A 23,326-nucleotide genomic window follows, 5' to 3' on the forward strand; every position below is an offset into this window, starting at 1 on the left:
TACATTCTCTGCCTAGGCAGCTAATTGGTGGTCAGATGAAACATTTCACCCCGGACGAATTCAAGAACTGCCATCTCGGCCTCCTGCTCGGGCGCGCTGCGCTGCTCAAGGACCGGATCATCGACACGCACATGGAACCCCACGGCATCACCGCCGCGCAGTTCAAAGTGCTGATCATCATGGCTCAGTTCGGTGTTGATACCCCGGCCGAGCTGTGCCGCCACCTGTCGCTCGACAGTGGTTCGATGACCCGCATGCTTGATCGTCTGGAACAGAAAGGTTTCCTCGCCCGCCAACGCTCGGAAGCGGATCGCCGTCAGGTGCAGCTTGTGCTAACTGAGCAAGGCCAGCAGTTGACCGACCGCCTGCCGGAAATCGGCGCCGACGCCATGAACGAACTGGCCGGCGCCATCACTCCCGAAGAGCTGAAATCCCTGGAACAGATCCTGAAGAAAATTTTGCTGGCAGCCGGTGACTCGATCACGCTGCTGCGGGTAGGTGACAAATGAGCAGCAAAACTCTGCGTGCCGGTCTGAGCCTGGTGCTCGCGGCTATGACCCTGGCCGGTTGTGCCAGCTACAGCGGCCTGACCACCGAAGGCAAAAGCCTGGATGCGAAAACCCTCAAGGCCGGGCAATCCCTCAGCGGCGTGACCCTGTCGCCCGCGGCCTGGCCGAAAAGCGACTGGTGGAAAAGCCTCGGCGACCCACAGCTCGACGGTCTGATTCGCGAAGCGTTGCACGACAGCCCCGACATGCAGATCGCCGACGCCCGCGCCCATCAGGCCAGCGCCGCCGCCTATGCCGCCGATGCTGCGCGGATGCCGACCCTGGATGCCAGCGCCGGCGTCAGCCGTTCGCGTCTGGCCCGGGATCAAGACCCGAGGGGTGAGGGCGATGCCTACTCCACCGTGCGCAACATCGGCGCCAGTTTCAATTACAACTTCGACCTTTGGGGCGGTCAGCGTGACGCCTGGGAGGCCGCGTTGGGTCAGGCCCGGGCAGCCGAAGTCGACCAGCAAGCGGCGCAATTGACCTTGTCCGCCGACGTTGCCCGCGCTTACAGCGATCTGGGACAGGCGCATATCGTTCACGACCTGGCCCAGGAAGACCTCAAGCGTACAAAGCAAATGCTCGACTTGAGCCAGCGTCGCCTGAGCTCCGGCATCGACAGCCAATACCAGTACCAGCACACCGAAAGTCTCGAAGCCACGTCCGAAGCCAGCCTGATCGACGCCGAAAAACGCCTGCAAAGCGCGAAAATCGCTCTGGCGGTGTTGCTCGGCAAAGGCCCGGATCGCGGCAACGACATCGCCCGGCCGAAGATCCTTCAGGCTAGCGCTGTCGCGTTACCGTCGGTCCTGCCCGCCGAATTGCTCGGTCGTCGCCCCGATCTGGTGGCCGCGCGCTGGCGGGTCGAGGCGGCGAGCAAGAACATCGACGCCGGCAAGACCCGGTTCTATCCCAACCTCAACCTCAGCGCCGCAGCCGGTGCCGAATCATTGTTGGGCGACGCGATGTTTGGTTCGGCCAGTCGTTTCTTCAACATCGCACCGACGATCTCTGTGCCGATTTTCGACGGCGGCCGCCTGCGCGCCGACCTCGATGCCCGCGACGCCGATTACGACCTCGCCGTGGCGCAGTACAACAAAAGCCTGGTGAAAGCCCTCGGCGATGTCAGCGACACCATTAACCAGCTGCGCGATATCGGCCGGCAGATCGGCGCTCAGCAACACGCCACCGACATTGCCCAGGATTCTTACAACACTGTGGTCCAGCGGTACGGTTCCGGCATCGGTAACTACCTGGACGTGCTCAGCATCGAGCAGCAATTGCTCCAGGCCCAGCGTCAGCTGGCCAACCTGAATGCCGAGCAGATCGACCTGTCGATCCAACTGATGCAAGCGCTGGGCGGCGGTTTTCAGGGCGAAACCCTGACCGCGGCCAACGCAACCCCAGCCACGCAGCACAACTAATTCAAGGTAATGGTCATGGCCACTGCAGAAAACACACTAACCCCGGACAACACTCCCGATACCAGCAACCCGCGCAAACGCAAGGTCATGTTGGTTGTTCTGGCCATCGTGGTGATTCTTGCCGGCATCGGCGTCTGGGGTTATCACGAATTCTACGGGCGTTGGAATGAGAGCACCGACGACGCCTATGTGAACGGCAACGTGGTGGAAATCACCCCGCTGGTCACCGGCACCGTGGTCAGCATCGGCGCCGACGATGGCGACCTGGTCCATGAAGGCCAGGTGCTGATCAACTTCGACCCGAACGACGCACAGGTCGGTCTGCAAAGTGCCCAGGCCAATCTGGCCCGCACCGTGCGCCAGGTACGTGGTTTGTACAGCAACGTCGACGGCATGAAAGCCCAGGTCAACGCCCAGCAGGCCGAAGTGCAGAAAGCTCAGGACAACTTCAACCGGCGGAAAAATCTCGCCGCTGGCGGGGCGATTTCCCAGGAAGAACTGTCCCACGCTCGCGATGACCTGACCTCGGCGCAAAACGCTCTGGCCAATGCGAAACAGCAACTGAAAACCACCAGCGCCCTGGTGGATGACACCGTGGTGTCGTCGCACCCTGACGTGATGTCGGCCGCCGCGCAATTGCGCCAGGCGTACCTGAATAACTCGCGCAGCACCTTGATTGCACCGGTGACCGGTTACGTCGCCAAGCGCTCGGTACAACTCGGTCAACGGGTCCAGCCGGGCACCGCGCTGATGGCGGTGATTCCGTTGGATCAGCTATGGATCGACGCCAACTTCAAGGAAACCCAGTTGCGTGACATGCGCATCGGCCAACCGGTGGACATTCAGGCCGACCTGTACGGCAGTGACGTGAAATTCAGCGGCACCATCGACAGCCTCGGTGCGGGCACCGGCAGTGCGTTTGCCCTGCTGCCGGCGCAGAACGCCACCGGTAACTGGATCAAGATCGTGCAGCGGGTACCGGTGCGGATTCACATCAACGCCGAAGAACTGGCCAAGCACCCGTTGCGTGTCGGCCTGTCGACTCAGGTCGATGTGAACCTGCGCGACCAGAGCGGCCCGGTGCTGGCGCAACAGCCGCCGCAGAAGGCGTCGTTCAGCACCAACGTCTACGACCGTCAGTTGGCCGAGGCCGACGCCATGATCACGCAGTTGATCCACGACAACAGCGCAGCGGTCAGCAAAACCGTGCAGCGTTGATTCGCCATGACACCGACCCTGTGGGAGCGGGCTTGCCCGCGATGACGGCGCAACATTCAACGCACATGTCGAATGTGAATCCGCTATCGCGGGCAAGCCCGCTCCCACAGGGTCCGGCTGCGTCTTTAAGGGGCGCAGCACCCATCAGGTTTCAAAGGATTCGCGATGAGCAATAACGCGTCTTTCACCCCGCCCAGCCTGCTGCTCAGCACCATCGGCCTGTCGCTGGCGACCTTCATGCAAGTGCTCGACACCACCATCGCCAACGTGGCATTGCCGACGATTTCCGGCAACCTGGGCGTGAGTTCGGAGCAGGGCACCTGGGTGATCACCTCGTTTGCGGTGAGCAACGCCATCGCGCTGCCGCTGACCGGTTGGCTGAGCCGACGGTTTGGTGAAGTGAAGCTGTTTCTCTGGGCGACGATTCTGTTCGTGCTGGCCTCGTTTCTCTGCGGTATTTCCACCTCGATGCCGGAGCTGATCGGCTTTCGGGTGTTGCAAGGCCTGGTGGCCGGGCCGTTGTACCCGATGACCCAGACGCTGCTGATCGCGGTCTATCCGCCGGCGAAGCGCGGCATGGCCCTGGCGTTGCTGGCGATGGTCACGGTGGTGGCGCCGATTGCCGGGCCGATTCTGGGTGGCTGGATCACCGACAGCTACAGCTGGCCGTGGATCTTTTTCATCAACGTGCCGATCGGGGTTTTCGCGGTCATGGTCGTGCGTTCGCAGCTCAAGGCGCGGCCGGTGGTGACCAGTTATCAGCCGATGGATTACGTCGGTCTGATCACGCTGATCATCGGTGTCGGCGCGTTGCAGGTGATCCTCGACAAGGGCAACGACCTCGACTGGTTCGAGTCGAACTTCATCCTCATCGGCGCGGCCATTTCCGCGATTGCGCTGGCGGTCTTCGTGATCTGGGAAATGACCGACAAACACCCGGTGGTCAACTTGCGCTTGTTTGCGTATCGCAACTTCCGCATCGGCACGATTGTGCTGGTGTTGGGTTACGCCGGGTTCTTTGGCATCAACCTGATCCTGCCGCAATGGCTGCAAACCCAGATGGGCTACACGGCAACGTGGGCCGGGCTGGCGGTGGCGCCGATCGGGATTTTGCCGGTACTGATGTCGCCATTTGTCGGCAAGTACGCGCACAAGTTCGACCTGCGGCTATTGGCGGGCCTGGCGTTCCTGGCGATTGGCCTCAGCTGCTTCATGCGCGCCGGGTTTACCAACGAGGTGGACTTCCAGCACATCGCTCTGGTGCAATTGTTCATGGGCATTGGCGTGGCGCTGTTCTTCATGCCGACCTTGAGCATTTTGATGTCGGACTTGCCACCGAGCCAGATCGCCGACGGCGCGGGCCTCGCGACCTTCCTGCGGACCCTGGGCGGCAGTTTTGCGGCGTCGTTGACCACGTGGATCTGGATTCGCCGGGCGGACCAGCATCATGCCTACATGAGCGAAAGCATCAGCACCTACGAACCGGCGACCCGCGAGGCCCTGAATGCACTGGGCGGTGCGAGCAACCCGGCGTATGCGCAGCTCGATCATGTGCTGACCAGTCAGGCGTACATGCTCTCCACCGTGGATTACTTCACGCTGCTGGGGTGGGCGTTCATGGGGTTGATCGTGCTGGTGTGGCTGGCGAAACCGCCGTTCGCGGCGAAGGCGGGGCCAGCGGCCAGCGGTCACTAACTCAAACACAGTTCCTGTGGGAGCGAGCCTGCTCGCGATGGTGTGTCAGCCACATTGATGTCGACTGACACACCATCGCGAGCAGGCTCGCTCCCACAATGGGTTTTGTGTTTGGCGGTTAGTGAGTGGGGGCTGCCAATTGTGGCGGCGGGGCGAAGTCGAACGGCGCCAACGCAAACCCGCTCTCATCTACCTGCAACGCCCACCCCTGACGATCCCAGTCCCCCAGCACAATGCGTTTGGCCGCTTGTTCGCCAATCTGCAACTTGTGGATGGCAGGGCGATGGGTGTGCCCGTGGATCAGGGTTTTCACACCATAGGCCTGCATGACCCGTGGCACTTCGTCCGGCGTGACATCGACGATGTCATTGGCCTTCATCCGCGTTTGCGCACGGCTTTCACTGCGCAGTTTGCGCGCCAGTTTATGGCGAGTGCCCAGGGGCAGGTGGCGCAGGATGAACAGGGTGATCGGGTTGCGCAGGTAGCGACGCAGCTTCATGTAAGCCTCGTCGCGGGTACAGAGGCTGTCGCCGTGCATCAAGAGCACCGGCTCGCCGTTGAACTGCACGACACTCGGGTCCTTCAGCAATGTACAGCCGGCCTGCTTGCAAAAGGCCTGGCCGAGCATGAAGTCGCGATTGCCGTGCATCAGAAAAATCGCCGTGCCGCTGTCGCTGAGGTCGCGCAGTGCCTGGCAGATGGAACGCTGAAAGGGCGTCATGGCATCGTCGCCAATCCACGCCTCGAAAAAGTCGCCCAGGATGTACAACGCACTCGCCGAACGGGCGCGTCCGGCGAGCAAATCCAGAAACGCCCGGGTGATGTCCGGGCGCTCCTCTTCCAGATGCAAGTCTGAAATCAGCAGTATCACTCAATGATCTCGGCTTTCTCGATGATCACGTCGTCTGCTGGCACGTCCTGGTGGCCGGACTTGGAGGTGGTGGAAACACCTTTGATCTTGTCGACAACGTCGGTGCCGGCAACGACTTTGGCGAATACCGCGTAGCCCCAGCCCTGGGTGGTCTTGGCGCTGTGGTTCAGGAAGCTGTTGTCAGCGACGTTGATGAAGAACTGGGCGGACGCCGAATGCGGCTCCATGGTACGAGCCATGGCCACGCTGTACTTCTCGTTCGGCAGGCCGTTGTCGGCTTCGTTCTGGATGCTTGGGCGCTTGTCTTTCTTTTCTTTCATGCCTGGCTCGAAACCGCCGCCCTGGATCATGAAGTTACCGATGACGCGGTGGAAAACGGTGTTTTCGTAGTGACCGGCTTTGACGTACTCGATGAAGTTGGCAACGGTCAGCGGTGCCTTTTCAGCGTTCAGTTCCAGGACGATGTCGCCGTGGTTGGTGGTCAATTTGACTTGGGTCATGATCGGTACTCTTTCAAGGAATTCATGGGTTTCGGGGCTCTGCAGCCCTCAACCGGTCCGGCCAGATTCGGCCAAGGTGCGCAGTTTAGCGTGCCGGGCGCGAATTTCGAGGCTGTTTTTCATTTGCATCCGATTAAATGCAGCCGTTTTCGGGCCTGTACTGTCAGCGACTTGACGGCATCGGCTATGATAAGCCCCTTTGTTTTAACCGCCGCTTTGATTTGGCCAACTGGCCGCGCACTTGTACGTTCAAGGATCCTATGAGCAAGCCCACTGTCGACCCTACCTCGAATTCCAAGACCGGCCCTGCCGTGCCGGTCAATTTCCTGCGCCCGATCATCCAGGCGGACCTGGACTCGGGTAAGCACACGCAGATCGTCACCCGTTTCCCGCCTGAGCCCAATGGTTACCTGCACATCGGTCACGCCAAGTCGATCTGTGTGAACTTTGGTCTGGCCCAGGAATTTGGCGGCGTCACCCACTTGCGTTTCGACGACACCAACCCGGCCAAGGAAGACCAGGAATACATCGACGCGATCGAAAGCGACGTCAAATGGCTGGGCTTTGAATGGTCCGGTGAAGTGCGCTATGCCTCGCAGTATTTCGACCAGTTGCACGACTGGGCCGTCGAGCTGATCAAGGCTGGCAAGGCCTATGTCGATGACCTGAGCCCGGAGCAGGCCAAGGAATACCGTGGCAGCCTGACCGAGCCGGGCAAGAACAGCCCGTTCCGTGATCGCTCCGTGGAAGAAAACCTCGACTGGTTCGCCCGCATGCGCGCCGGCGAATTCCCGGACGGCGCACGCGTGCTGCGGGCCAAGATCGACATGGCCTCGCCGAACATGAACCTGCGCGACCCGATCATGTACCGCATCCGTCACGCGCATCACCACCAGACCGGCGACAAGTGGTGCATCTACCCGAACTACGACTTCACCCACGGTCAGTCGGACGCCATCGAAGGCATCACCCACTCGATCTGCACCCTGGAATTCGAAAGCCACCGTCCGCTGTACGAATGGTTCCTCGACGCCTTGCCAGTGCCGGCGCACCCACGCCAGTACGAATTCAGCCGTCTGAACCTGAACTACACCATCACCAGCAAGCGCAAGCTCAAGCAACTGGTCGATGAAAAGCATGTGTTCGGCTGGGACGATCCGCGCATGTCCACGCTGTCGGGCTTCCGCCGTCGCGGCTACACGCCGGCGTCGATCCGCAATTTCTGCGACATGGTCGGCACCAACCGTTCCGACGGCGTGGTCGACTTCGGCATGCTTGAATTCAGCATCCGTCAGGACCTCGACGCGAACGCTCCGCGCGCCATGTGCGTGCTGCGTCCGTTGAAGGTCGTGATCACCAACTACCCGGAAGACCAGGTCGAGAACCTCGAACTGCCGCGTCATCCGCAGAAAGAAGAACTGGGCGTGCGCAAGCTTCCGTTTGCCCGTGAAATCTACATCGACCGTGATGACTTCATGGAAGAGCCACCGAAGGGCTACAAGCGCCTGGAGCCGAACGGCGAAGTGCGTCTGCGCGGCAGCTACGTGATCCGCGCCGACGAAGCGATCAAGGACGCCGATGGCAACATCGTCGAACTGCGTTGCTCGTACGACCCGGAAACCCTGGGCAAGAACCCTGAAGGCCGCAAGGTCAAAGGCGTAGTGCACTGGGTTCCGGCTGCGGCCAGCGTCGAGTGCGAAGTGCGTCTGTACGATCGTCTGTTCCGCTCGCCGAACCCTGAGAAGGCCGAAGACAGCGCCAGTTTCCTGGACAACATCAACCCTGACTCGCTGCAAGTGCTGACCGGTTGTCGTGCTGAGCCTTCGCTTGGCAATGCACAGCCGGAAGACCGTTTCCAGTTCGAGCGCGAAGGTTACTTCTGCGCGGATATCAAGGACTCGAAACCCGGTCATCCGGTGTTCAACCGTACCGTGACCTTGCGTGATTCGTGGGGCCAGTGATTCAAGGAACCTCTAACGTGCTTTCGATCTACAACACGCTCACCAAGAGCAAAGAAGTCTTCAAACCGCTGGATGGCAACAATGTGCGTATGTACGTCTGCGGGATGACCGTGTACGACTACTGCCACATTGGCCACGGCCGTAGCATGGTCGCGTTCGACCTGGTGACCCGTTGGTTGCGCTTCAGCGGTTATAACCTGACGTATGTGCGCAACATCACCGACATTGAAGACAAGATCATCAATCGGGCCAAGGAGAACGGCGAGCCGTTCGACGTGCTGACCGAGCGCATGATCACCGCGATGCACGAGGACGAAGCGCGCCTCAACATCCTCAAACCGGACATGGAACCGCGGGCCACCGATCACATCGCTGGCATGCAGACCATGATCCAAACCCTGATTGACAAGGGTTACGCCTACGCCCCGGGCAATGGCGACGTGTACTACCGCGTCGCGAAGTTCATGGGCTACGGCAAGCTCTCGCGCAAGAAAATCGAAGACCTGCGCATCGGCGCGCGCATCGAAGTCGACGAGTCCAAGCAGGACCCGCTGGACTTCGTGCTGTGGAAAGGCGCCAAACCAGGCGAGCCGAGCTGGCCATCGCCGTGGGGCGACGGTCGTCCGGGCTGGCACATCGAATGCTCGGTGATGTCGACCTGCTGCCTCGGCGAGACCTTCGACATTCATGGCGGCGGTAGCGACCTCGAGTTTCCGCACCACGAAAACGAAATTGCCCAGAGCGAAGCGGCGACCGGCAAGACCTACGCCAACGCGTGGATGCATTGCGGCATGATTCGCATCAATGGCGAGAAGATGTCCAAGTCCTTGAACAACTTCTTCACCATTCGCGACGTGCTGGAAAAGTACCACCCGGAAGTCGTGCGTTACCTGCTGGTGTCGAGCCACTACCGCAGCGCGATCAACTACTCGGAAGACAACCTCAAGGACGCCAAAGGCGCACTCGAGCGTTTCTACCACGCGTTGAAAGGCCTGCCGAGCGTGGCGCCGGCTGGCGGCGAAGCCTTTGTCGAGCGCTTCACCCAGGTGATGAACGACGACTTCGGCACGCCGGAAGCCTGCGCGGTGCTGTTCGAGATGGTGCGCGAGATCAACCGTCTGCGCGAGAGCGATCTTGATGCGGCGGCGGGTCTGGCGGCACGCTTGAAGGAACTGGCCAGTGTGCTGGGTGTGTTGCAGCTTGAGGCGGATGACTTCCTGCAGGCCGGTGCTGAAGGGCGAGTTGATGCGGCGGAGGTCGATGCGCTGATTGCGGCGCGTCTGGCGGCTCGTGCGGCTAAAGACTGGGCCGAATCCGATCGTATCCGCGACCAGCTCACCGCCATGGGCGTGGTGCTGGAAGATGGCAAGGGCGGCACGACCTGGCGTCTGGCTGACTGATTGCTGTGATTGCTGCAAAACAAAACCCGCCTTGTGCGGGTTTTTGTTTTTGGGGAGATCTCGAGTGCAGCGGCGCCTCGGCTGACGCCATCGCGGGCAAGCCCGCTCCCACAGTTATTGAGGAGTATTTCGATGCTGTGAACGACACAAAACCCTGTGGGAGCGGGCTTGCCCGCGATGGTCTCACGCCGAACACCTAGACTGTGGCTCACTGGTCATTCAGCCTGGCGCAACCGCTTGTATAAGGTGTTGCGGCTGACTCCGAGACGTCGCGCCAAATGCGAAATATTCCCCCCAGCCGCCTGCAACTGCCGATTCAAATCCTCGGCATCATTCAAATCCACCGCCAGGCTTTCCGGTGAGTCCAGCGGTTCCATCTCCAGATCCACAAAAAAATCATCTGGCAAATGCTCCGGCCGCACCGGTTGTTCCTCGGCCATGGCCAGCGCCACCTGCATCACGCTGCTGACCTGGCGCAAATTCCCAGGCCAGGGATGTCGGCCGAACAACTCCATCACCTCCCGACTCAAGCCTGCCCACTGCGACGGTTCGCGATGCTGCTCCCACAACCGTTTGAACAGCGCCTGTTTATCACTGCGTTCGCGCAACGGCGGTAATTCCAGGGTCAGGCCGCCGATCCGGTAATAAAGGTCTTCGCGAAACCGCCCCAACTGCACCTGCTCGCGCAACGAACGGTTGGTCGCCGAGATGATGCGAATGTCCACCGGGAACAGCTCGCTGCTGCCGACCGGTTGCACGCAGCGTTCCTGCAAAACCCGCAGTAGCCGAGCTTGAGTCGGAAGTGGCATGTCGCCGATTTCATCCAGAAAGAGAGTGCCTTTGTCCGCTTTGCGAATCAGTCCGATGCTGCCTTTTTGATTGGCTCCGGTAAACGCGCCTTTTTCGTAGCCAAACAGCTCGGATTCCACCAGTTCGGCGGGGATCGCGGCACAGTTGACGGCAATAAACGGTTGTTTGCTGCGAGAACTGGCCTGATGCAACGCTTTGACGAACACTTCCTTGCCCACCCCGGTTTCGCCATGGATCAACAGCGGAATGTCTTTCTCCAGCAAGCGCTCGGCCTGGCGCACGGCTTTTTCCACGCGACTGTCGCCAAAGTGCAGCGTATTGAGGCTGATCGCGGCGGTCGCGGTCACGGCGGTTTCGGCGCTCTTGGGTTCTGAAAACAACCGGGCCTGAATCGGTGCCTGTTTCGGCCGCTTCAACAGGCACTGGAAGCGGTTGCGCCCGGAGGTCTGGAGGGAGAAGGGCAAGCCATCCGGCTGATTCAGCAGTTCGAGCAACGAGACCTTGAACAGGCTCTCGACGCTCACCCGGGACAGGCTGATACCGAGCAGATTGTCGGCGCGGCGGTTGGCCGAGAGCACCTGGCCGGTTTCATCGAAAATCAGCAATCCGGCCCATTGGCTGTCGAGGTTGTTCAACCCGGTGTTGAACGTCAGTTGAAAATGCTGGCCGTGGAAGAGGTTGAGGATCAGCCGGTTTTCCACGGTCTGACTCATCATCTTGACCATGCCGAGGGTGTGGGACGGCGGCAGGTAACTGTCGCTGGACACATCCAGCACCGCGATGACCTTGCGTTCGGCATCGAAAATCGGCGCGGCGGAACCGGTCATGAAGCGGTTGGCCTTGAGGAAATGTTCATCGTGCTCGATGTGCACCGCCTGCTCGCAGGCCAGCGCGGTGCCGATCGCATTGGTGCCGCTGCAGCGCTCGACCCAGCTCGCGCCGGCGCTGAAGCCTCGGGTCAGGTTCGGCTCGATGAAGCGCTGGGTGCCCCATGAGGTCAGGACCTGGCCCTGATTGTCGGCGAGCATGATCAGGCAATTGGAGTTGCTGAGGATGTTTTCGTAGTAGGGCAGGACTTCCTGATGCGTGGTCTGCACCAGTGAATGCTGGCTTTCCAGCAACTGCGCGATGTCCGCCGCCGGTAGCTGGTCGAACGCCGGGGCGCTCTGATGATCGAGACCGAACGCGCGGCACCGGGACCAGGAGTCCTGGATGATGGCGTCGTGGGACAAGACGGGGGCAGGTGCGGCCATTACTGTCAGCCTCTGAATAACGCTTTTATTGTTGTTATAGGTATTCCCCCTGTGGGAGCGAGCTTGCTCGCGATAGCGCTATGTCAGTCAATTTTGATGTCGACGGACCCACCGCTATCGCGAGCAAGCTCGCTCCCACAGGTTTTGCAATGCTGGTCTTGCTTCCGGGAAGGCAAAAAGCATCCGTAGAGTGTTGTTCACTATTGTTCATTGTCAACCGTTGAACTGTTCAATTGTTCAGTCGCGGTTGTTCATTTCTGTTCAGCAACGAAAGCGCTTTTCCCTCCTTGCCGAACATTTTCAAAGCAGATCAACAGCTTGCAATTTCTGGCATGAAACTCGCTCTGCTGCTCCAGTCGCTTGACTCCAATAATAAAAAGGCCGAGCCATGTCACTCACTCTGGAGCACGTCAGCCGCACCGTCGAAGGCCAGACCTGGATCGATGATGCGTGCCTTAGTTTTGAACCCGGATCTTTCAACGTTTTACTCGGGCGCACGCTGTCCGGCAAAACCAGTCTCATGCGCCTGATGGCGGGCCTGGACAAGCCCGACAGTGGCCGCATCCTGATGAACGGCGTCGATGTCACTCAACGCCCGGTGCGCTTGCGCAACGTGTCGATGGTCTATCAGCAGTTCATCAATTACCCGACCATGACGGTGTTCGAGAACATCGCCTCGCCGTTGCGCCAGGGCGGTGTTTCCAACGAACTGATCCAGAGCAAAGTGCTGGAAACCGCGAAGATGCTGCGCATCGAGAAGTTTCTGCAGCGCTATCCGCTGGAACTCTCCGGTGGCCAGCAACAGCGCACGGCCATGGCCCGCGCATTGGTCAAGGACGCCGAGCTGATCCTCTTTGATGAGCCGCTGGTCAACCTCGACTACAAACTGCGCGAAGAACTGCGTCAGGAAATGCGCGAGCTGTTCAAGGCGCGACACACCATCGCTATCTACGCCACCACAGAGCCCAACGAAGCGCTGGCGCTCGGTGGCACCACGACCATTCTTCACGAAGGCCGGGTGATTCAGAGCGGCAAGGCTCCAGAGGTCTATCACCAGCCGCAAACCGTGCTGGCGGCAGAGCTGTTCTCCGAGCCGCCGATCAACCTGATGCCCGGACGGATTGCCGGTAACGAAGTCAGCTTTGCCAATTTCGTGCACTTCCCGTTGAACGTCGATTTGCGCCCGGTGGGCGAGGGCGAGTTTCGCTTCGGCGTGCGTCCCAGCCATATCTCGCTGGTGCCCAGCAACGACGATGACCTGGAACTGGCGGTGACCGTCGAAGTCGCCGAAATCAGCGGTTCGGAAACCTTCCTGCACGTGCGCAACGAGCATTTCCTGTTGGTGCTGCACTTGCCCGGGGTTCACGAATACGACGTCGATGCGCCAATCCGCATCTACATTCCGACCCATAAACTGTTTGTGTTCGATGCGCAGGGGCGGCTGGTCCAGGCGCCCGGTCGCCGTATCGCGAGGGTTGCCTGATGGCCGAAATCCGTTTGCAGAACCTCGCCCACAGTTACACCCGTACGCCAACCGGTCCCGAGGATTACGCCATCCGCGAAATGGACCATATCTGGGAGCAGGGCGGTGCCTATGCGTTGCTTGGGCCTTCGGGTTGCGGCAAGTCGACCTTGCTCAACATTATTTCCGGGTTGCTCAGTCCGTCCCAGGGCCATGTCCTGTTCGATGGCAAAGCGGTCAACGACCTGACCCCGGAGAAGCGCAACATCGCCCAGGTTTTCCAGTTTCCGGTGGTCTACGACACCATGACAGTGTTCGACAACCTGGCGTTTCCGCTGCGCAATCAGGGCATGGCGGAAGCGAAAATTCACAGCAAGGTGCAGGAAATTGCCGAGGTCCTCGACCTCCAGGCGCTGCTGAGCAAGAAGGCGCGCAACCTCACCGCCGACGAAAAACAGAAAGTCTCGATGGGCCGCGGACTGGTGCGCGATGACGTCTCGGCCATCCTGTTCGATGAGCCGCTGACGGTGATCGACCCGCACTTGAAGTGGAAACTGCGGCGCAAGCTCAAGCAGATCCACGAGCAGTTCAACATCACCATGGTCTACGTCACCCACGATCAGCTCGAAGCCTCGACCTTCGCCGACAAGATTGCGGTGATGTACGGCGGGCAGATTGTGCAATTCGGCACACCACGGGAATTGTTCGAGCGGCCGAGCCACACCTTTGTCGGTTACTTCATTGGCAGCCCGGGGATGAACCTGATCGAGGTGCAGCCACAACCGGGTGGCGTCGGTTTCGCATCGACGCACTTACCCTTGTCTGACGCGCAACTGCAACGCATCGCCGAGTCCGAATGGAAAACCCTGAAGGTCGGCATCCGTCCGGAGTTCGTGCATGTGTGGGACGAACCGTTTGACGACGCGATGCAGGCAAAGGTCGTACACGTCGAAGACCTCGGCACCTACAAGATCATGACCCTGAACCTCGACGGCGTGCCGTTGAAAGTACGCCTCGCCGAAGACAAACCGGTGCCGGAAGGCACGGCGTACATCAGCTTTCCGGCACAGTGGCTGATGGTCTATGCCGACGATTACCTCTTGGAGGTGCAGCCATGAACAAGGTGCAGAACAACAAGGCCTGGTGGCTGGTGTTGCCGGTGTTTTTGCTGGTGGCGTTCAGTGCGGTGATCCCGATGATGACCGTGGTCAACTATTCGGTGCAGGACATTTTCGATCAGTCCAGTCGCTACTTCGTCGGCGCCGACTGGTACAAACAGGTGCTGCTCGACCCACGGCTGCACGACTCGCTGTTGCGCCAGTTCATCTATTCCGGCTGCGTGCTGCTGATCGAAATCCCGCTGGGCATCGCCATCGCCCTGACCATGCCGACCAAGGGCCGCTGGTCTTCACTGGTGTTGATCATTCTGGCGATTCCGCTGCTGATTCCTTGGAACGTGGTCGGCACCATCTGGCAGATTTTCGGTCGGGCCGACATTGGCTTGCTCGGTTCGAGCCTTAATGCGATGGGCATCAACTATAACTATGCAGCCAACACCATGGACGCCTGGGTCACGGTGCTGGTGATGGACGTGTGGCACTGGACGTCGCTGGTGGCGCTGTTGTGTTTCTCCGGGTTGCGGGCGATTCCGGACGTGTACTACCAGGCCGCACGGATTGATCGGGCATCGGCCTGGGCGGTGTTCCGACACATCCAGTTGCCCAAGCTCAAAAGCGTGCTGTTGATTGCGGTGATGCTGCGGTTCATGGACAGTTTCATGATTTACACCGAGCCCTTCGTGCTCACGGGCGGCGGACCGGGGAATGCCACGACATTCCTCAGCCAGACCCTGACGCAAATGGCCATCGGGCAGTTCGACCTCGGCCCGGCGGCGGCGTTCTCGCTGGTGTACTTCCTGATCATCCTGTTGGTGTCCTGGCTGTTCTACACCGCCATGACTCACTCTGACGCCAACCGCTGAGGCACATCATGAGCAAGAGAAAGCTGATTCCACTGCTGATCTACATCCTGTTCCTGCTGGTGCCGATCTACTGGCTGCTGAACATGTCCTTCAAGAGCAACACCGAAATCCTCAGCGGCCTGACGCTGTTTCCGCAGGATTTCACCTTCGCCAACTACAAGGTGATCTTCACCGATCCGGCCTGGTACACCGGTTACCTCAACTCGCTGTATTACGTGAGTCTGAACACGGTGATTTCGCTGAGTGTGGCGTTGCCAGCGGCGTACGCGTTCTCGCGGTATCGCTTTCTCGGCGACAAGCACTTGTTCTTCTGGCTGCTGACCAACCGCATGGCACCGCCGGCGGTGTTTCTGTTGCCGTTCTTCCAGCTGTATTCGTCGATCGGCCTGTTCGACACCCACATCGCTGTAGCGTTGGCGCATTGCTTGTTTAACGTGCCGTTGGCGGTGTGGATTCTTGAAGGCTTCATGTCCGGCGTTCCGAAGGAAATCGACGAAACCGCCTACATTGACGGCTACAGTTTCCCCAAGTTCTTCGTGAAGATTTTCGTCCCGCTGATTGGCTCGGGGATCGGCGTGACGGCGTTCTTCTGCTTCATGTTTTCCTGGGTCGAGCTGTTGCTGGCGCGGACGCTGACCTCGGTCAACGCCAAGCCGATCGCAGCGGTGATGACGCGGACGGTCTCGGCGTCCGGCATCGACTGGGGCGTACTGGCGGCGGCGGGGGTGTTGACCATCCTGCCGGGCATGTTGGTGATCTGGTTTGTCCGTAACCACGTGGCCAAGGGCTTTGCCCTCGGCCGGGTATGAGGAACTGAATGATGGAATGGATGAGTTGGACGGTCCCCACTGCAGCGTTCTTCACCGTCATTGGCCTGATTCTGGTGGGCATGACGACGTGGGAATTGCGCTCGCCGAGCGTTCTTCGGCGTGGTTTGTTGCCGATTGCCACCACCCGTGGTGATCGGCTGTTTATCGGTCTTCTCGGCAGCGCCTACCTGCATTTGCTGGTAATCGGCGTCACCGACTGGAGCATCTGGGTCGCGTCCGCGTTGTCCCTGGTGTGGCTGTTGGCTGTGATGCGTTGGGGCTAGTCGAATCGCTCGGCAATGTTGCTCCGAAACTCAATAAGGAGGTCTCTATGTTCGACAAAAACAATAAGCTGCGACATAGCATTTCATTGGCAGCCATGCTGGCACTCAGCGGTTTGAGCGCGTCTGCCTGGGCCGATGCCTATGAAGAAGCCGCGAAAAAATGGATCGGCAGCGAGTTCAAGCCGTCCACCCTGACGGCGGATCAGCAGCTCGCGGAGCTGAAGTGGTTCATCAAGGCCGCCGAGCCGTTTCGCGGGATGGACATCAAGGTTGTCTCGGAAACCCTGACCACTCACGAATATGAGTCCAAGGTGCTGGCCAAGGCCTTTACCGAGATCACCGGGATCAAGGTGACCCACGACCTGCTGCAAGAAGGCGACGTGGTGGAAAAGCTGCAGACCGTGATGCAGTCGGACAAGAGCATCTATGACGGCTGGGTCAACGATTCGGATCTGATCGGTACGCACTTCCGCTACGGCAAGACGGAATCGATCACCGACCTGATGGCCAATGAAGGCAAAAACTTCACTTCGCCGACCCTGGACCTCAAGGATTTCATCGGCCTTTCCTTCACCACCGCACCCGACGGCAAGCTCTATCAACTGCCCGACCAACAGTTCGCCAACCTCTATTGGTTCCGCGCCGACTGGTTCGAGCGTGCGGACCTTAAAGCCAAGTTCAAGGAAAAGTACGGTTACGAGTTGGGCGTGCCGGTGAACTGGTCAGCCTATGAAGACATCGCCAAGTTCTTCAGCGAAGACGTCAAGGAAATCGACGGCAAGCGGGTCTACGGGCACATGGACTACGGCAAGAAAGACCCGTCCCTGGGCTGGCGCTTCACCGATGCCTGGTTCTCCATGGCGGGTGGCGGCGACAAGGGATTGCCTAACGGTTTGCCGGTGGACGAATGGGGTATCCGCGTCGAGGATTGCCACCCGGTCGGTTCCAGCGTGACTCGCGGCGGCGACACCAACGGCCCGGCGGCGGTATTTGCCACCACCAAATACGTCGACTGGCTCAAGGCCTACGCGCCACCGGAAGCGGCGGGCATGACCTTCTCCGAGTCCGGCCCGGTACCGTCACAGGGCAACATCGCCCAGCAAATCTTCTGGTACACCGCATTCACGGCTGACATGACCAAACCGGGTCTGCCGGTGGTGAACGCCGATGGCACCCCGAAATGGCGCATGGCACCTTCGCCACGCGGTCCGTATTGGGAAGAGGGCATGAAGCTGGGGTATCAGGACGTGGGTTCCTGGACGTTCATGAAGTCCACGCCTGAGAAGCAGAAACTGGCAGCCTGGCTCTATGCGCAGTTCGTGACGTCGAAAACCGTGTCGCTGAAGAAAACCATCGTCGGCCTGACACCGATTCGCGAATCGGACATCAACTCGCAAGCGATGACCGATCTGGCGCCGAAACTCGGTGGCCTGGTCGAGTTCTACCGCAGCCCGGCCCGCGTGCAATGGACCCCGACCGGGACCAACGTGCCGGACTATCCGCGTTTGGCGCAATTGTGGTGGAGCCACATCGCCGAAGCCGCCAGCGGCGACAAAACCCCGCAACAGGCACTCGACGGCCTGGCCAAGGACCAGGACGCAATCATGTCCCGTCTGGAACGCTCGAAGGCCCAAGCCACCTGCGCTCCGAAAATGAACCCCGAGCGCGATGCGCAATACTGGTTCGATCAACCGGGTGCACCGAAACCGAAACTGGCGAACGAGAAGCCGAAGGGCGAGACCGTGAGCTACAACGAGCTGCTGAAATCGTGGGCGGACGCGCGTAAGTAAACGGCTGACCCGCAATATTTAACGGCACCTTCGGGTGCCGTTTCTATTGGCGGACACGCTCACGTTTCAATGACTGGCGCACGGTTTTCAGAATCGCCGGCTCGAAGGCGCTGTGCCCGGCATGGAGCAGCCGGCACCGCAGTGACTGGCGCCGGCGAAGCCAGCGAACACTGGCCATGCCGAAGGTATCGCTGATGCCTTGGATGACTTCAGTTTGGGCATCAAGGGAAGGTGCTTCGTCCGCGCGTGTAAAGAAGTACCGGTTTACGTGGTAATGCACTTCCAGGCGGATGGCGCGCACGGCTTCGTCGTCAACGAAGTCTTCGAGTGCGCTCGGCTGCATCGATTGTCCGTTCAATTGCAAGGTCGCCCTTAACCAGTGGAGGGCCGCCTGACGCTGCTTGATTGCGCAGCCGTTGTTCAGGGCCTGGTAGATCGCCCTGGCACTGACGGCGCCTGTCCCATGGGTAATGGCCGACAGTCCGTCACTCAAGGTTTGATCGTAGGCACTTACATTGGCCGCAAACGGCACGAACACCGAAACCAGCGTGGTTTTCAGAACGGCCTCTGGATAGCGTTGCTGGTATTGAATGGCCAGCCAACTGCCCCATGAAACGCCGAGCAGGCTGATTTTTTCGAAGCCCAGATGCTGCCGCAGCGCTTCGATGTCTTCGACGCAACGCCTGGTGTTGTTGTGCTGGAGTTCGCCATGGGGAATGGAGCGGCCGCTGCCCCGCTGGTCGAACAGAATGATGTCGAAACAGCGCTCATCGAAGAACTCGAGATGATGGCTGTCACTGCGGCCACCCGGTCCGCCATGCAGGAACAATATCGGTTCTGCGCCCGGTATGCCGTGCCGCTCCCAATAGAGTTGGTGACCGTCGCCGGTCGGGAAGTAGCCACTGTTCACCATTAGGCGGGTGTCCTCAGCCTGTAGAACTGAAACAGTTCCGTGTGGCCGGGACGGGCCGCTACGCTTGAAACCGGCTCAAGCTTCAGCGCCTGCGCCATATAGGGCACGGCGATCAGCACCGGCGTATGGCCGAAAAGGAGAATCGTGCCTCCTGGTTTAACGCAGGCCACCATCGCGTGGAACGCTCGCTGCGCCTCCTTGCGCGTCATCACTTCGGCATTGAGGAAACGCAGGATCATCACGTCACATTGACTACCCGTTGTTGCGATGTGGCGGGCATCGGCCAGGTAGAACCGTGCGGATGAAGTGCCATGATGCTTTTTGGCGTGTTCGATCATCGACGCTGAGCGATCAGACCCCACGCACTGGCGGTCCGGAAGTTCGCGAGCGAGGTGAGCGATGAACTCGCCCGTTGAACACGCCGGGTCATGGATCACCGCTCCGGGAGGTGACAGGGATTTGAGCAGGCTTGCGCAATGCTGGCGAAAATGCCGTTCGTCAGCATTCAGCTGTGTGGCGAGCGACTCATTGCATCGCCAGTACTCGGGCGAGCAGACACACTCTCGGCCGCTGTCCTCCATGGCAGGAAACGGAAAACTCACTTCGCTGTCCGATTGCGCCAGTGCGTTATGGAACACGATTTCCTTTTCCTGCGCAGACACCGCGCGAAAATAGATCACGAGGCCTTGATTGCCCCAATGCCATTGCGCAAGCGGTCCAAGCAGCATCCAGGGTTTGAGCACGCTGCTGATGTGCCAGCCGACCGACTCGCTGTGCTGCAGGACTTTGCGGCCGACCCAGTCATTGCCGTTCACACGCAAGACAAACACATGATGCAGGCCCATGCCGAAGGGTTCGGTGAAGCCATCGAGCTCGCCCGGCGATGCCTGGTGCTGAGCGAAGGATTGAGCGAGGTGGTGTTCTCGACGAAGGGCAGGGGTCATGCTGCCACTCCCTGATTGCTTTGTAGCCGCCGTCCTCGAACCTGCGGTATCACCACATTGCCACTGGACACCACGAAAAACCGCTCCAGCCCCGGAATGACGACGTTGACCAGCGTTGTACCCAACAGGGTCTGATGCAGTTGGGTAACCCCCAGCGCGCGCCCATGCCGGTGGAGATCTTCAGCCAGCAGGTGGATCTGCTCGGCCAACGGTTGCTCATTGACTGCGTCGGATAATTCGACCGTGAATTGCTCGCACAAAGTGAGTAGTGGATACAGATCGAACTGCAGGCAGCGAAGCAGGCGAGGAAACTTGCTCAAGTGCCGTTGCGCGTTACTCAGGTAGTGTTGCAGCTCTGGCTCCAGGGCCGCGTGATGTAGCTGGACGAGTTCGGTCAGCGCCCGCCAGGCGCCGTGTCGGGCGCTGATCGAGCAACCGCTGCCGAACACGCGAGGGCGGGCGCCAGGTTCGGTTGAGAAAGCCAGAAAGGTGTATGGCAGGAATTCGGTGCTGATGTCGATCAGGATGATTTCCGCTCCGATCTCCGCTTCGGCGTCCAGCCACAGTTGCCCCAGTGCTTCGTGATCTGCCACGCGAGCGACCCGGCGTAGCACAGGACGGTTTTCGTAATAAAAATGCTCCAGCAGAAACAACGAGACCGCATCACGCTCGATGCATTCATTGGCCGCATGCAAGACCGCTTCATTGTAGCTGGCGCCAATGGCCGTTCCACTGTTAGAGGCATAGCGCCGTAATACGCCGTAGTTCGTAGTGTCTTGTTCCAGTGGCTGGTGTGAATAGTCGGGCGTGCATAACGCGACGGGGTAAGAGAATGTAATGTGTTTGAAAATATCCGTATAAGTTCTGCAGGCCGTCAAGGCATCGGGTTGTTTGATAAGAGGCGAGAGAACAGTGTCATCGATAAAGAGTTGCGAGTCGGAAAAATAGCGCGGGGAGATGCACTGAATGCCGCAAGTGCTGAAGTGATCACTTAGATAATGTTCCAGTGTTTCGTAAAGTGCCCCCACCTGCGCATGATGGAGGTAACCTTTCCCTGCTCCCCGGGCGATGCCGTGTTGATTGCCAACACTTGCCGAGACATGCACCGCGACGATCCGTTGGCCGAGCACACGGGGTTCTGCATGAAGTCCCAGGTTCTCCAGTTCCGCGTAAATCCGCTGTTCGGCCTGGGCAAGGGTGAGTTCTCGTTCCACAGGTGTGAAGTTATCCATTGTACGCTCCCTTGAAAAACGGGGGGCACATACCCCCCGTTTTCTTAAACAACTTCCAGTTCGGCCTGTTCAGCCTCGGTCAGTTGCAGTTGTTCAACTTGCTCTTCTGTGGGGCTGTCCTGTTGTTCCAGGTCGATAACTTTGTTGGCGTTCCAGCTGACAACATATCCCATGGGTAAACTCTCTTTTTGTTGGATGGTGGTGTGCTTAATCAAGCACGGAGCGACTCTATAAGTTGGACGTTGCTCGGTCAAAAATGACGGGAAGTTACAGCGCCGTTATTTCCGCTGTAAGGAAACACGTACACATTAATCAGCGATTGACGATTGTGGTTCGTAAACAGGGGCAGGCGTCGAGTAAATGACCCATTCGCTGCACCGATCGGGTGTACGAGGATGTGCGAAATTTCAGCCCGTGGGGTGGCCAAATCGCAATGATTAGTTTGTTCTCGTTCCTTTGCAGGTTGTGCGCAGAGAAATCTCCTACCGTGTTTGAAGTTTCTTCAGGCAGCTGTGTCGATGCCGTCTACCCCTTCAGAAAAAATGTCACGTTTCATAATTCCCTTTCGTTTCGATGGCTCCATCCGGCAGACCTTCAAGATAGACCCACGTACCCCATTCCGGTTGCAGGACGAGGTGGGCAATACGGCGAGCGCTTTCGGGCATCGCGGGTGGGAGAGGGCGGTGGCGGTAACAAATCCTGCAAACGCAAAAACGGCACCCGAAGGTGCCGTTTCTGTTTTCTACCGAGTACCGCTAAGCGATCAACCCGCCAACACTGCCTGCTGAACCAGCACCAGCAACGGCTGCGGATACAGGCCAAGGAAGAACGCCAGTGCGGCGATGGCCAGCAGCATCACGCCGCCTGCACGTTGTTCCCAGTGCAGCTGCGCATCGTGGCGACGCAGGTTCGGTTCGATCAGGTACAGGGTGACCATCACACGCAGGTAGTAGAAGACCCCGATGGCGCTGCCCAGTACCAGGGAACCGACCAGCCACCATTGGTGCGACTCGACACCGGTGGCGATGATGTAGAACTTGCCGATGAAGCCCGCGGTCAGCGGGATACCGGCCAGGGACAGCATCATCACGGTCAGCACGGCGGTCAGGTACGGACGGCGCCAGAACAGGCCGCGGTATTCGTACAGGGCGTCGGCATCACGGCCGTTGTACGGCGAGGACATCAGGGTGATCACGCCGAATGCGCCGAGGCTGGTGATCACGTAGGTGACCAGGTACACGCCGATGGCTTCCACGGCCAGACCCTTGCTCGCCACCAGGGCGATCAGCAAGTAACCGAAGTGCGCGATGGACGAGTAACCCAGCAGACGCTTGAGGTTGCTCTGGGTCAGGGCCAGCAGGTTACCGAACAGGATCGACGCAATGGCGATGATGGTCAGCACGTCGCTCAGAACACCGCTGCTTGCAGCAGGGGAGATCTGGAACAGACGCACCATCACCGCAAACACAGCGACTTTCGAAGCGGTAGCGAGGAACGCCGCCACCGGTGCCGGAGCACCTTCGTAAACGTCCGGCGTCCAGAGGTGGAACGGTACCAGCGACAACTTGAACGCCAGACCGATCAGCATCATGCCCAGGCCCATTTGCGCCAGGGAACTTGGCAGGCCGGTGGCCGCGAGGGCCTGGCCGATGCCGACGAAGCTCAGGCTGCCGGAGTCGGCGTAGAGCAGAGCCATACCGAACAACAGGAACGCGGAACCGGCGGCCGACAGCACCATGTACTTGATACCGGCTTCCAGCGAACGCTTGTTGAAGAAGGCGTAGGCCACCAGACCGTAGACTGGCACCGAGAGCAGTTCCAGACCGATGAACAATCCGGCCAGGTGCTGCGCGCTGACCAGAACCAGGCCACCGGCGGCGGCCATCAGGATCAGCAGGTACAGTTCTTCGCGGTTGCCCGGGTAACCCGAACCGCCATCGCCAAGGTAGGCGTGGGCGAGGGTGACACAGGCGAGGGTGGCGACCAGGATCAGCGCCATGTACAAGCAGGCGAAGCTATCGATCTGCAGCAGTGGGGTCACGGCCAATGGCGCGACTTTCAGGGCTGGCAGGATCGACAGCAACGCCAGGTTCAGGCCCGCCACGGAAATCAGGAAGGTCTGCGAGTGGTTGCGGCGCCAGGCAATCGCCAGCATCACCACGATGATCGTGGCGCTGGTGATCAACAACGGCGCTAGCGCGATAAAGTGTTGAGTCGTGAATTCCATA

20 protein-coding genes are annotated in these 23,326 nt (G+C 59.6%); 12 read left to right on the plus strand and 8 right to left on the minus strand.

The window, feature by feature from the left end:
- The first annotated feature begins 35 nt into the window (after positions 1 to 35).
- From F8N43_RS01705 to F8N43_RS01725, 4 genes are all read left to right on the plus strand, one after another.
- Entirely contained in the window at positions 36 to 509 is a 474-nt protein-coding gene (locus F8N43_RS01705) for a MarR family winged helix-turn-helix transcriptional regulator (protein WP_150631110.1), read from the plus strand.
- Positions 506 to 1,975, plus strand: a complete 1,470-nt coding sequence (locus tag F8N43_RS01710; RefSeq protein WP_150653093.1) for an efflux transporter outer membrane subunit — start codon at positions 506 to 508, stop codon at positions 1,973 to 1,975. Before F8N43_RS01705 ends, F8N43_RS01710 begins: the two co-directional genes overlap by 4 nt.
- Positions 1,976 to 1,990: 15 nt before the next feature.
- The gene (locus F8N43_RS01715; protein ID WP_150638704.1) at positions 1,991 to 3,193 is read left to right on the plus strand and encodes an efflux RND transporter periplasmic adaptor subunit; all 1,203 of its coding nucleotides are present in this window, start codon (positions 1,991 to 1,993) and stop codon (positions 3,191 to 3,193) included.
- A 165-nt stretch (positions 3,194 to 3,358) separates the two neighbouring features.
- A complete protein-coding gene (locus F8N43_RS01725; protein ID WP_150638702.1) occupies positions 3,359 to 4,888 on the plus strand; it encodes a DHA2 family efflux MFS transporter permease subunit in 1,530 nt (509 codons plus the stop codon).
- A gap of 118 nt (positions 4,889 to 5,006) precedes the next feature.
- Here F8N43_RS01725 and lpxH read toward each other — a convergent pair whose 3' ends face one another.
- Positions 5,007 to 5,759, minus strand: coding sequence for a UDP-2,3-diacylglucosamine diphosphatase (gene lpxH / locus F8N43_RS01730; protein WP_150638699.1), 753 nt, complete (start codon positions 5,757 to 5,759; stop codon positions 5,007 to 5,009).
- The gene (locus F8N43_RS01735) at positions 5,756 to 6,259 is read right to left on the minus strand and encodes a peptidylprolyl isomerase (protein ID WP_150631115.1); all 504 of its coding nucleotides are present in this window, start codon (positions 6,257 to 6,259) and stop codon (positions 5,756 to 5,758) included. The genes lpxH and F8N43_RS01735 overlap by 4 nt, the downstream gene beginning before the upstream one ends.
- Before the next feature lie 260 nt (positions 6,260 to 6,519).
- Between F8N43_RS01735 and F8N43_RS01740 the strand changes: the two genes are divergently transcribed.
- A complete protein-coding gene (locus F8N43_RS01740; RefSeq protein WP_150631116.1) occupies positions 6,520 to 8,220 on the plus strand; it encodes a glutamine--tRNA ligase/YqeY domain fusion protein in 1,701 nt (566 codons plus the stop codon).
- A gap of 17 nt (positions 8,221 to 8,237) precedes the next feature.
- Positions 8,238 to 9,620: a cysteine--tRNA ligase gene (gene cysS / locus F8N43_RS01745; RefSeq protein WP_084321348.1), complete on the plus strand. Its 1,383-nt coding sequence runs from the start codon at positions 8,238 to 8,240 to the stop codon at positions 9,618 to 9,620.
- A 215-nt stretch (positions 9,621 to 9,835) separates the two neighbouring features.
- Here cysS and F8N43_RS01750 read toward each other — a convergent pair whose 3' ends face one another.
- Positions 9,836 to 11,683, minus strand: a complete 1,848-nt coding sequence (locus tag F8N43_RS01750; RefSeq protein ID WP_150638697.1) for a sigma-54-dependent Fis family transcriptional regulator — start codon at positions 11,681 to 11,683, stop codon at positions 9,836 to 9,838.
- A gap of 388 nt (positions 11,684 to 12,071) precedes the next feature.
- On the opposite strand from F8N43_RS01750, the gene F8N43_RS01755 reads away from it, so the two are divergent.
- The 6 genes from F8N43_RS01755 to F8N43_RS01780 are packed head-to-tail and all read left to right on the plus strand — an operon-like array spanning position 12,072 to position 18,009.
- Positions 12,072 to 13,166 carry an ABC transporter ATP-binding protein gene (locus F8N43_RS01755; RefSeq protein ID WP_150653094.1) on the plus strand — a complete coding sequence of 365 codons (1,095 nt, stop codon included), beginning with the start codon at positions 12,072 to 12,074 and terminating at the stop codon, positions 13,164 to 13,166.
- Positions 13,166 to 14,263, plus strand: coding sequence for an ABC transporter ATP-binding protein (locus F8N43_RS01760; RefSeq protein WP_150631120.1), 1,098 nt, complete (start codon positions 13,166 to 13,168; stop codon positions 14,261 to 14,263). Before F8N43_RS01755 ends, F8N43_RS01760 begins: the two co-directional genes overlap by 1 nt.
- On the plus strand, positions 14,260 to 15,126 hold the full coding sequence (locus F8N43_RS01765; protein WP_008032762.1) for a carbohydrate ABC transporter permease: 867 nt from the start codon (positions 14,260 to 14,262) through the stop codon (positions 15,124 to 15,126). The genes F8N43_RS01760 and F8N43_RS01765 overlap by 4 nt, the downstream gene beginning before the upstream one ends.
- A gap of 8 nt (positions 15,127 to 15,134) precedes the next feature.
- The gene (locus tag F8N43_RS01770; protein WP_017339615.1) at positions 15,135 to 15,935 is read left to right on the plus strand and encodes a carbohydrate ABC transporter permease; all 801 of its coding nucleotides are present in this window, start codon (positions 15,135 to 15,137) and stop codon (positions 15,933 to 15,935) included.
- An 11-nt stretch (positions 15,936 to 15,946) separates the two neighbouring features.
- A complete protein-coding gene (locus F8N43_RS01775) occupies positions 15,947 to 16,219 on the plus strand; it encodes a DUF2160 domain-containing protein (RefSeq protein WP_150631121.1) in 273 nt (90 codons plus the stop codon).
- 47 nt (positions 16,220 to 16,266) lie between these two features.
- Positions 16,267 to 18,009 (plus strand): extracellular solute-binding protein, encoded by a 1,743-nt coding sequence (locus F8N43_RS01780; protein ID WP_150631122.1) that lies wholly within the window; start codon positions 16,267 to 16,269, stop codon positions 18,007 to 18,009.
- A gap of 43 nt (positions 18,010 to 18,052) precedes the next feature.
- Here F8N43_RS01780 and F8N43_RS01785 read toward each other — a convergent pair whose 3' ends face one another.
- The 5 genes from F8N43_RS01785 to nuoN form a co-directional block, all read right to left on the minus strand.
- Positions 18,053 to 18,922 (minus strand): alpha/beta fold hydrolase, encoded by an 870-nt coding sequence (locus F8N43_RS01785; RefSeq protein ID WP_150653095.1) that lies wholly within the window; start codon positions 18,920 to 18,922, stop codon positions 18,053 to 18,055.
- Positions 18,922 to 19,767, minus strand: a complete 846-nt coding sequence (locus tag F8N43_RS01790; protein ID WP_224787777.1) for a class I SAM-dependent methyltransferase — start codon at positions 19,765 to 19,767, stop codon at positions 18,922 to 18,924. The genes F8N43_RS01785 and F8N43_RS01790 overlap by 1 nt, the downstream gene beginning before the upstream one ends.
- 95 nt (positions 19,768 to 19,862) lie before the next feature.
- Positions 19,863 to 21,098: a YcaO-like family protein gene (locus tag F8N43_RS01795; protein WP_150653097.1), complete on the minus strand. Its 1,236-nt coding sequence runs from the start codon at positions 21,096 to 21,098 to the stop codon at positions 19,863 to 19,865.
- A gap of 44 nt (positions 21,099 to 21,142) precedes the next feature.
- Complete coding sequence (locus tag F8N43_RS29675) at positions 21,143 to 21,271, minus strand: hypothetical protein (protein ID WP_263596731.1); 129 nt, start codon at positions 21,269 to 21,271, stop codon at positions 21,143 to 21,145.
- A gap of 590 nt (positions 21,272 to 21,861) precedes the next feature.
- Positions 21,862 to 23,325 (minus strand): NADH-quinone oxidoreductase subunit NuoN, encoded by a 1,464-nt coding sequence (gene nuoN, locus F8N43_RS01800; RefSeq protein WP_150631126.1) that lies wholly within the window; start codon positions 23,323 to 23,325, stop codon positions 21,862 to 21,864.
- Position 23,326 lies beyond the last annotated feature (1 nt).

Origin of the sequence: Pseudomonas fluorescens (assembly GCF_902498065.1) — a bacterium.
GTDB lineage: Bacteria > Pseudomonadota > Gammaproteobacteria > Pseudomonadales > Pseudomonadaceae > Aquipseudomonas > Aquipseudomonas fluorescens_BJ.

What these genes read in the sequence shown, in the direction of transcription:
- F8N43_RS01780 (WP_150631122.1), top strand. Translation starts at nt 16,267, where the DNA reads ATGTTCGACAAAAACAATAAGCTGCGACATAGCATTTCATTGGCAGCC.
- F8N43_RS01755 (WP_150653094.1), top strand. Translation starts at nt 12,072, where the DNA reads ATGTCACTCACTCTGGAGCACGTCAGCCGCACCGTCGAAGGCCAGACC.
- F8N43_RS01705 (WP_150631110.1), top strand. Translation starts at nt 36, where the DNA reads ATGAAACATTTCACCCCGGACGAATTCAAGAACTGCCATCTCGGCCTC.
- F8N43_RS01725 (WP_150638702.1), top strand. Translation starts at nt 3,359, where the DNA reads ATGAGCAATAACGCGTCTTTCACCCCGCCCAGCCTGCTGCTCAGCACC.
- F8N43_RS01740 (WP_150631116.1), top strand. Translation starts at nt 6,520, where the DNA reads ATGAGCAAGCCCACTGTCGACCCTACCTCGAATTCCAAGACCGGCCCT.
- F8N43_RS01760 (WP_150631120.1), top strand. Translation starts at nt 13,166, where the DNA reads ATGGCCGAAATCCGTTTGCAGAACCTCGCCCACAGTTACACCCGTACG.
- F8N43_RS01715 (WP_150638704.1), top strand. Translation starts at nt 1,991, where the DNA reads ATGGCCACTGCAGAAAACACACTAACCCCGGACAACACTCCCGATACC.
- F8N43_RS01790 (WP_224787777.1), bottom strand. Translation starts at nt 19,767, where the DNA reads ATGGGCCTGCATCATGTGTTTGTCTTGCGTGTGAACGGCAATGACTGG.
- F8N43_RS01710 (WP_150653093.1), top strand. Translation starts at nt 506, where the DNA reads ATGAGCAGCAAAACTCTGCGTGCCGGTCTGAGCCTGGTGCTCGCGGCT.
- F8N43_RS01785 (WP_150653095.1), bottom strand. Translation starts at nt 18,922, where the DNA reads ATGGTGAACAGTGGCTACTTCCCGACCGGCGACGGTCACCAACTCTAT.
- nuoN (WP_150631126.1), bottom strand. Translation starts at nt 23,325, where the DNA reads ATGGAATTCACGACTCAACACTTTATCGCGCTAGCGCCGTTGTTGATC.
- F8N43_RS01775 (WP_150631121.1), top strand. Translation starts at nt 15,947, where the DNA reads ATGGAATGGATGAGTTGGACGGTCCCCACTGCAGCGTTCTTCACCGTC.
- F8N43_RS01735 (WP_150631115.1), bottom strand. Translation starts at nt 6,259, where the DNA reads ATGACCCAAGTCAAATTGACCACCAACCACGGCGACATCGTCCTGGAA.
- F8N43_RS01765 (WP_008032762.1), top strand. Translation starts at nt 14,260, where the DNA reads ATGAACAAGGTGCAGAACAACAAGGCCTGGTGGCTGGTGTTGCCGGTG.
- F8N43_RS01770 (WP_017339615.1), top strand. Translation starts at nt 15,135, where the DNA reads ATGAGCAAGAGAAAGCTGATTCCACTGCTGATCTACATCCTGTTCCTG.
- F8N43_RS29675 (WP_263596731.1), bottom strand. Translation starts at nt 21,271, where the DNA reads ATGGGATATGTTGTCAGCTGGAACGCCAACAAAGTTATCGACCTGGAA.
- F8N43_RS01750 (WP_150638697.1), bottom strand. Translation starts at nt 11,683, where the DNA reads ATGGCCGCACCTGCCCCCGTCTTGTCCCACGACGCCATCATCCAGGAC.
- F8N43_RS01795 (WP_150653097.1), bottom strand. Translation starts at nt 21,098, where the DNA reads ATGGATAACTTCACACCTGTGGAACGAGAACTCACCCTTGCCCAGGCC.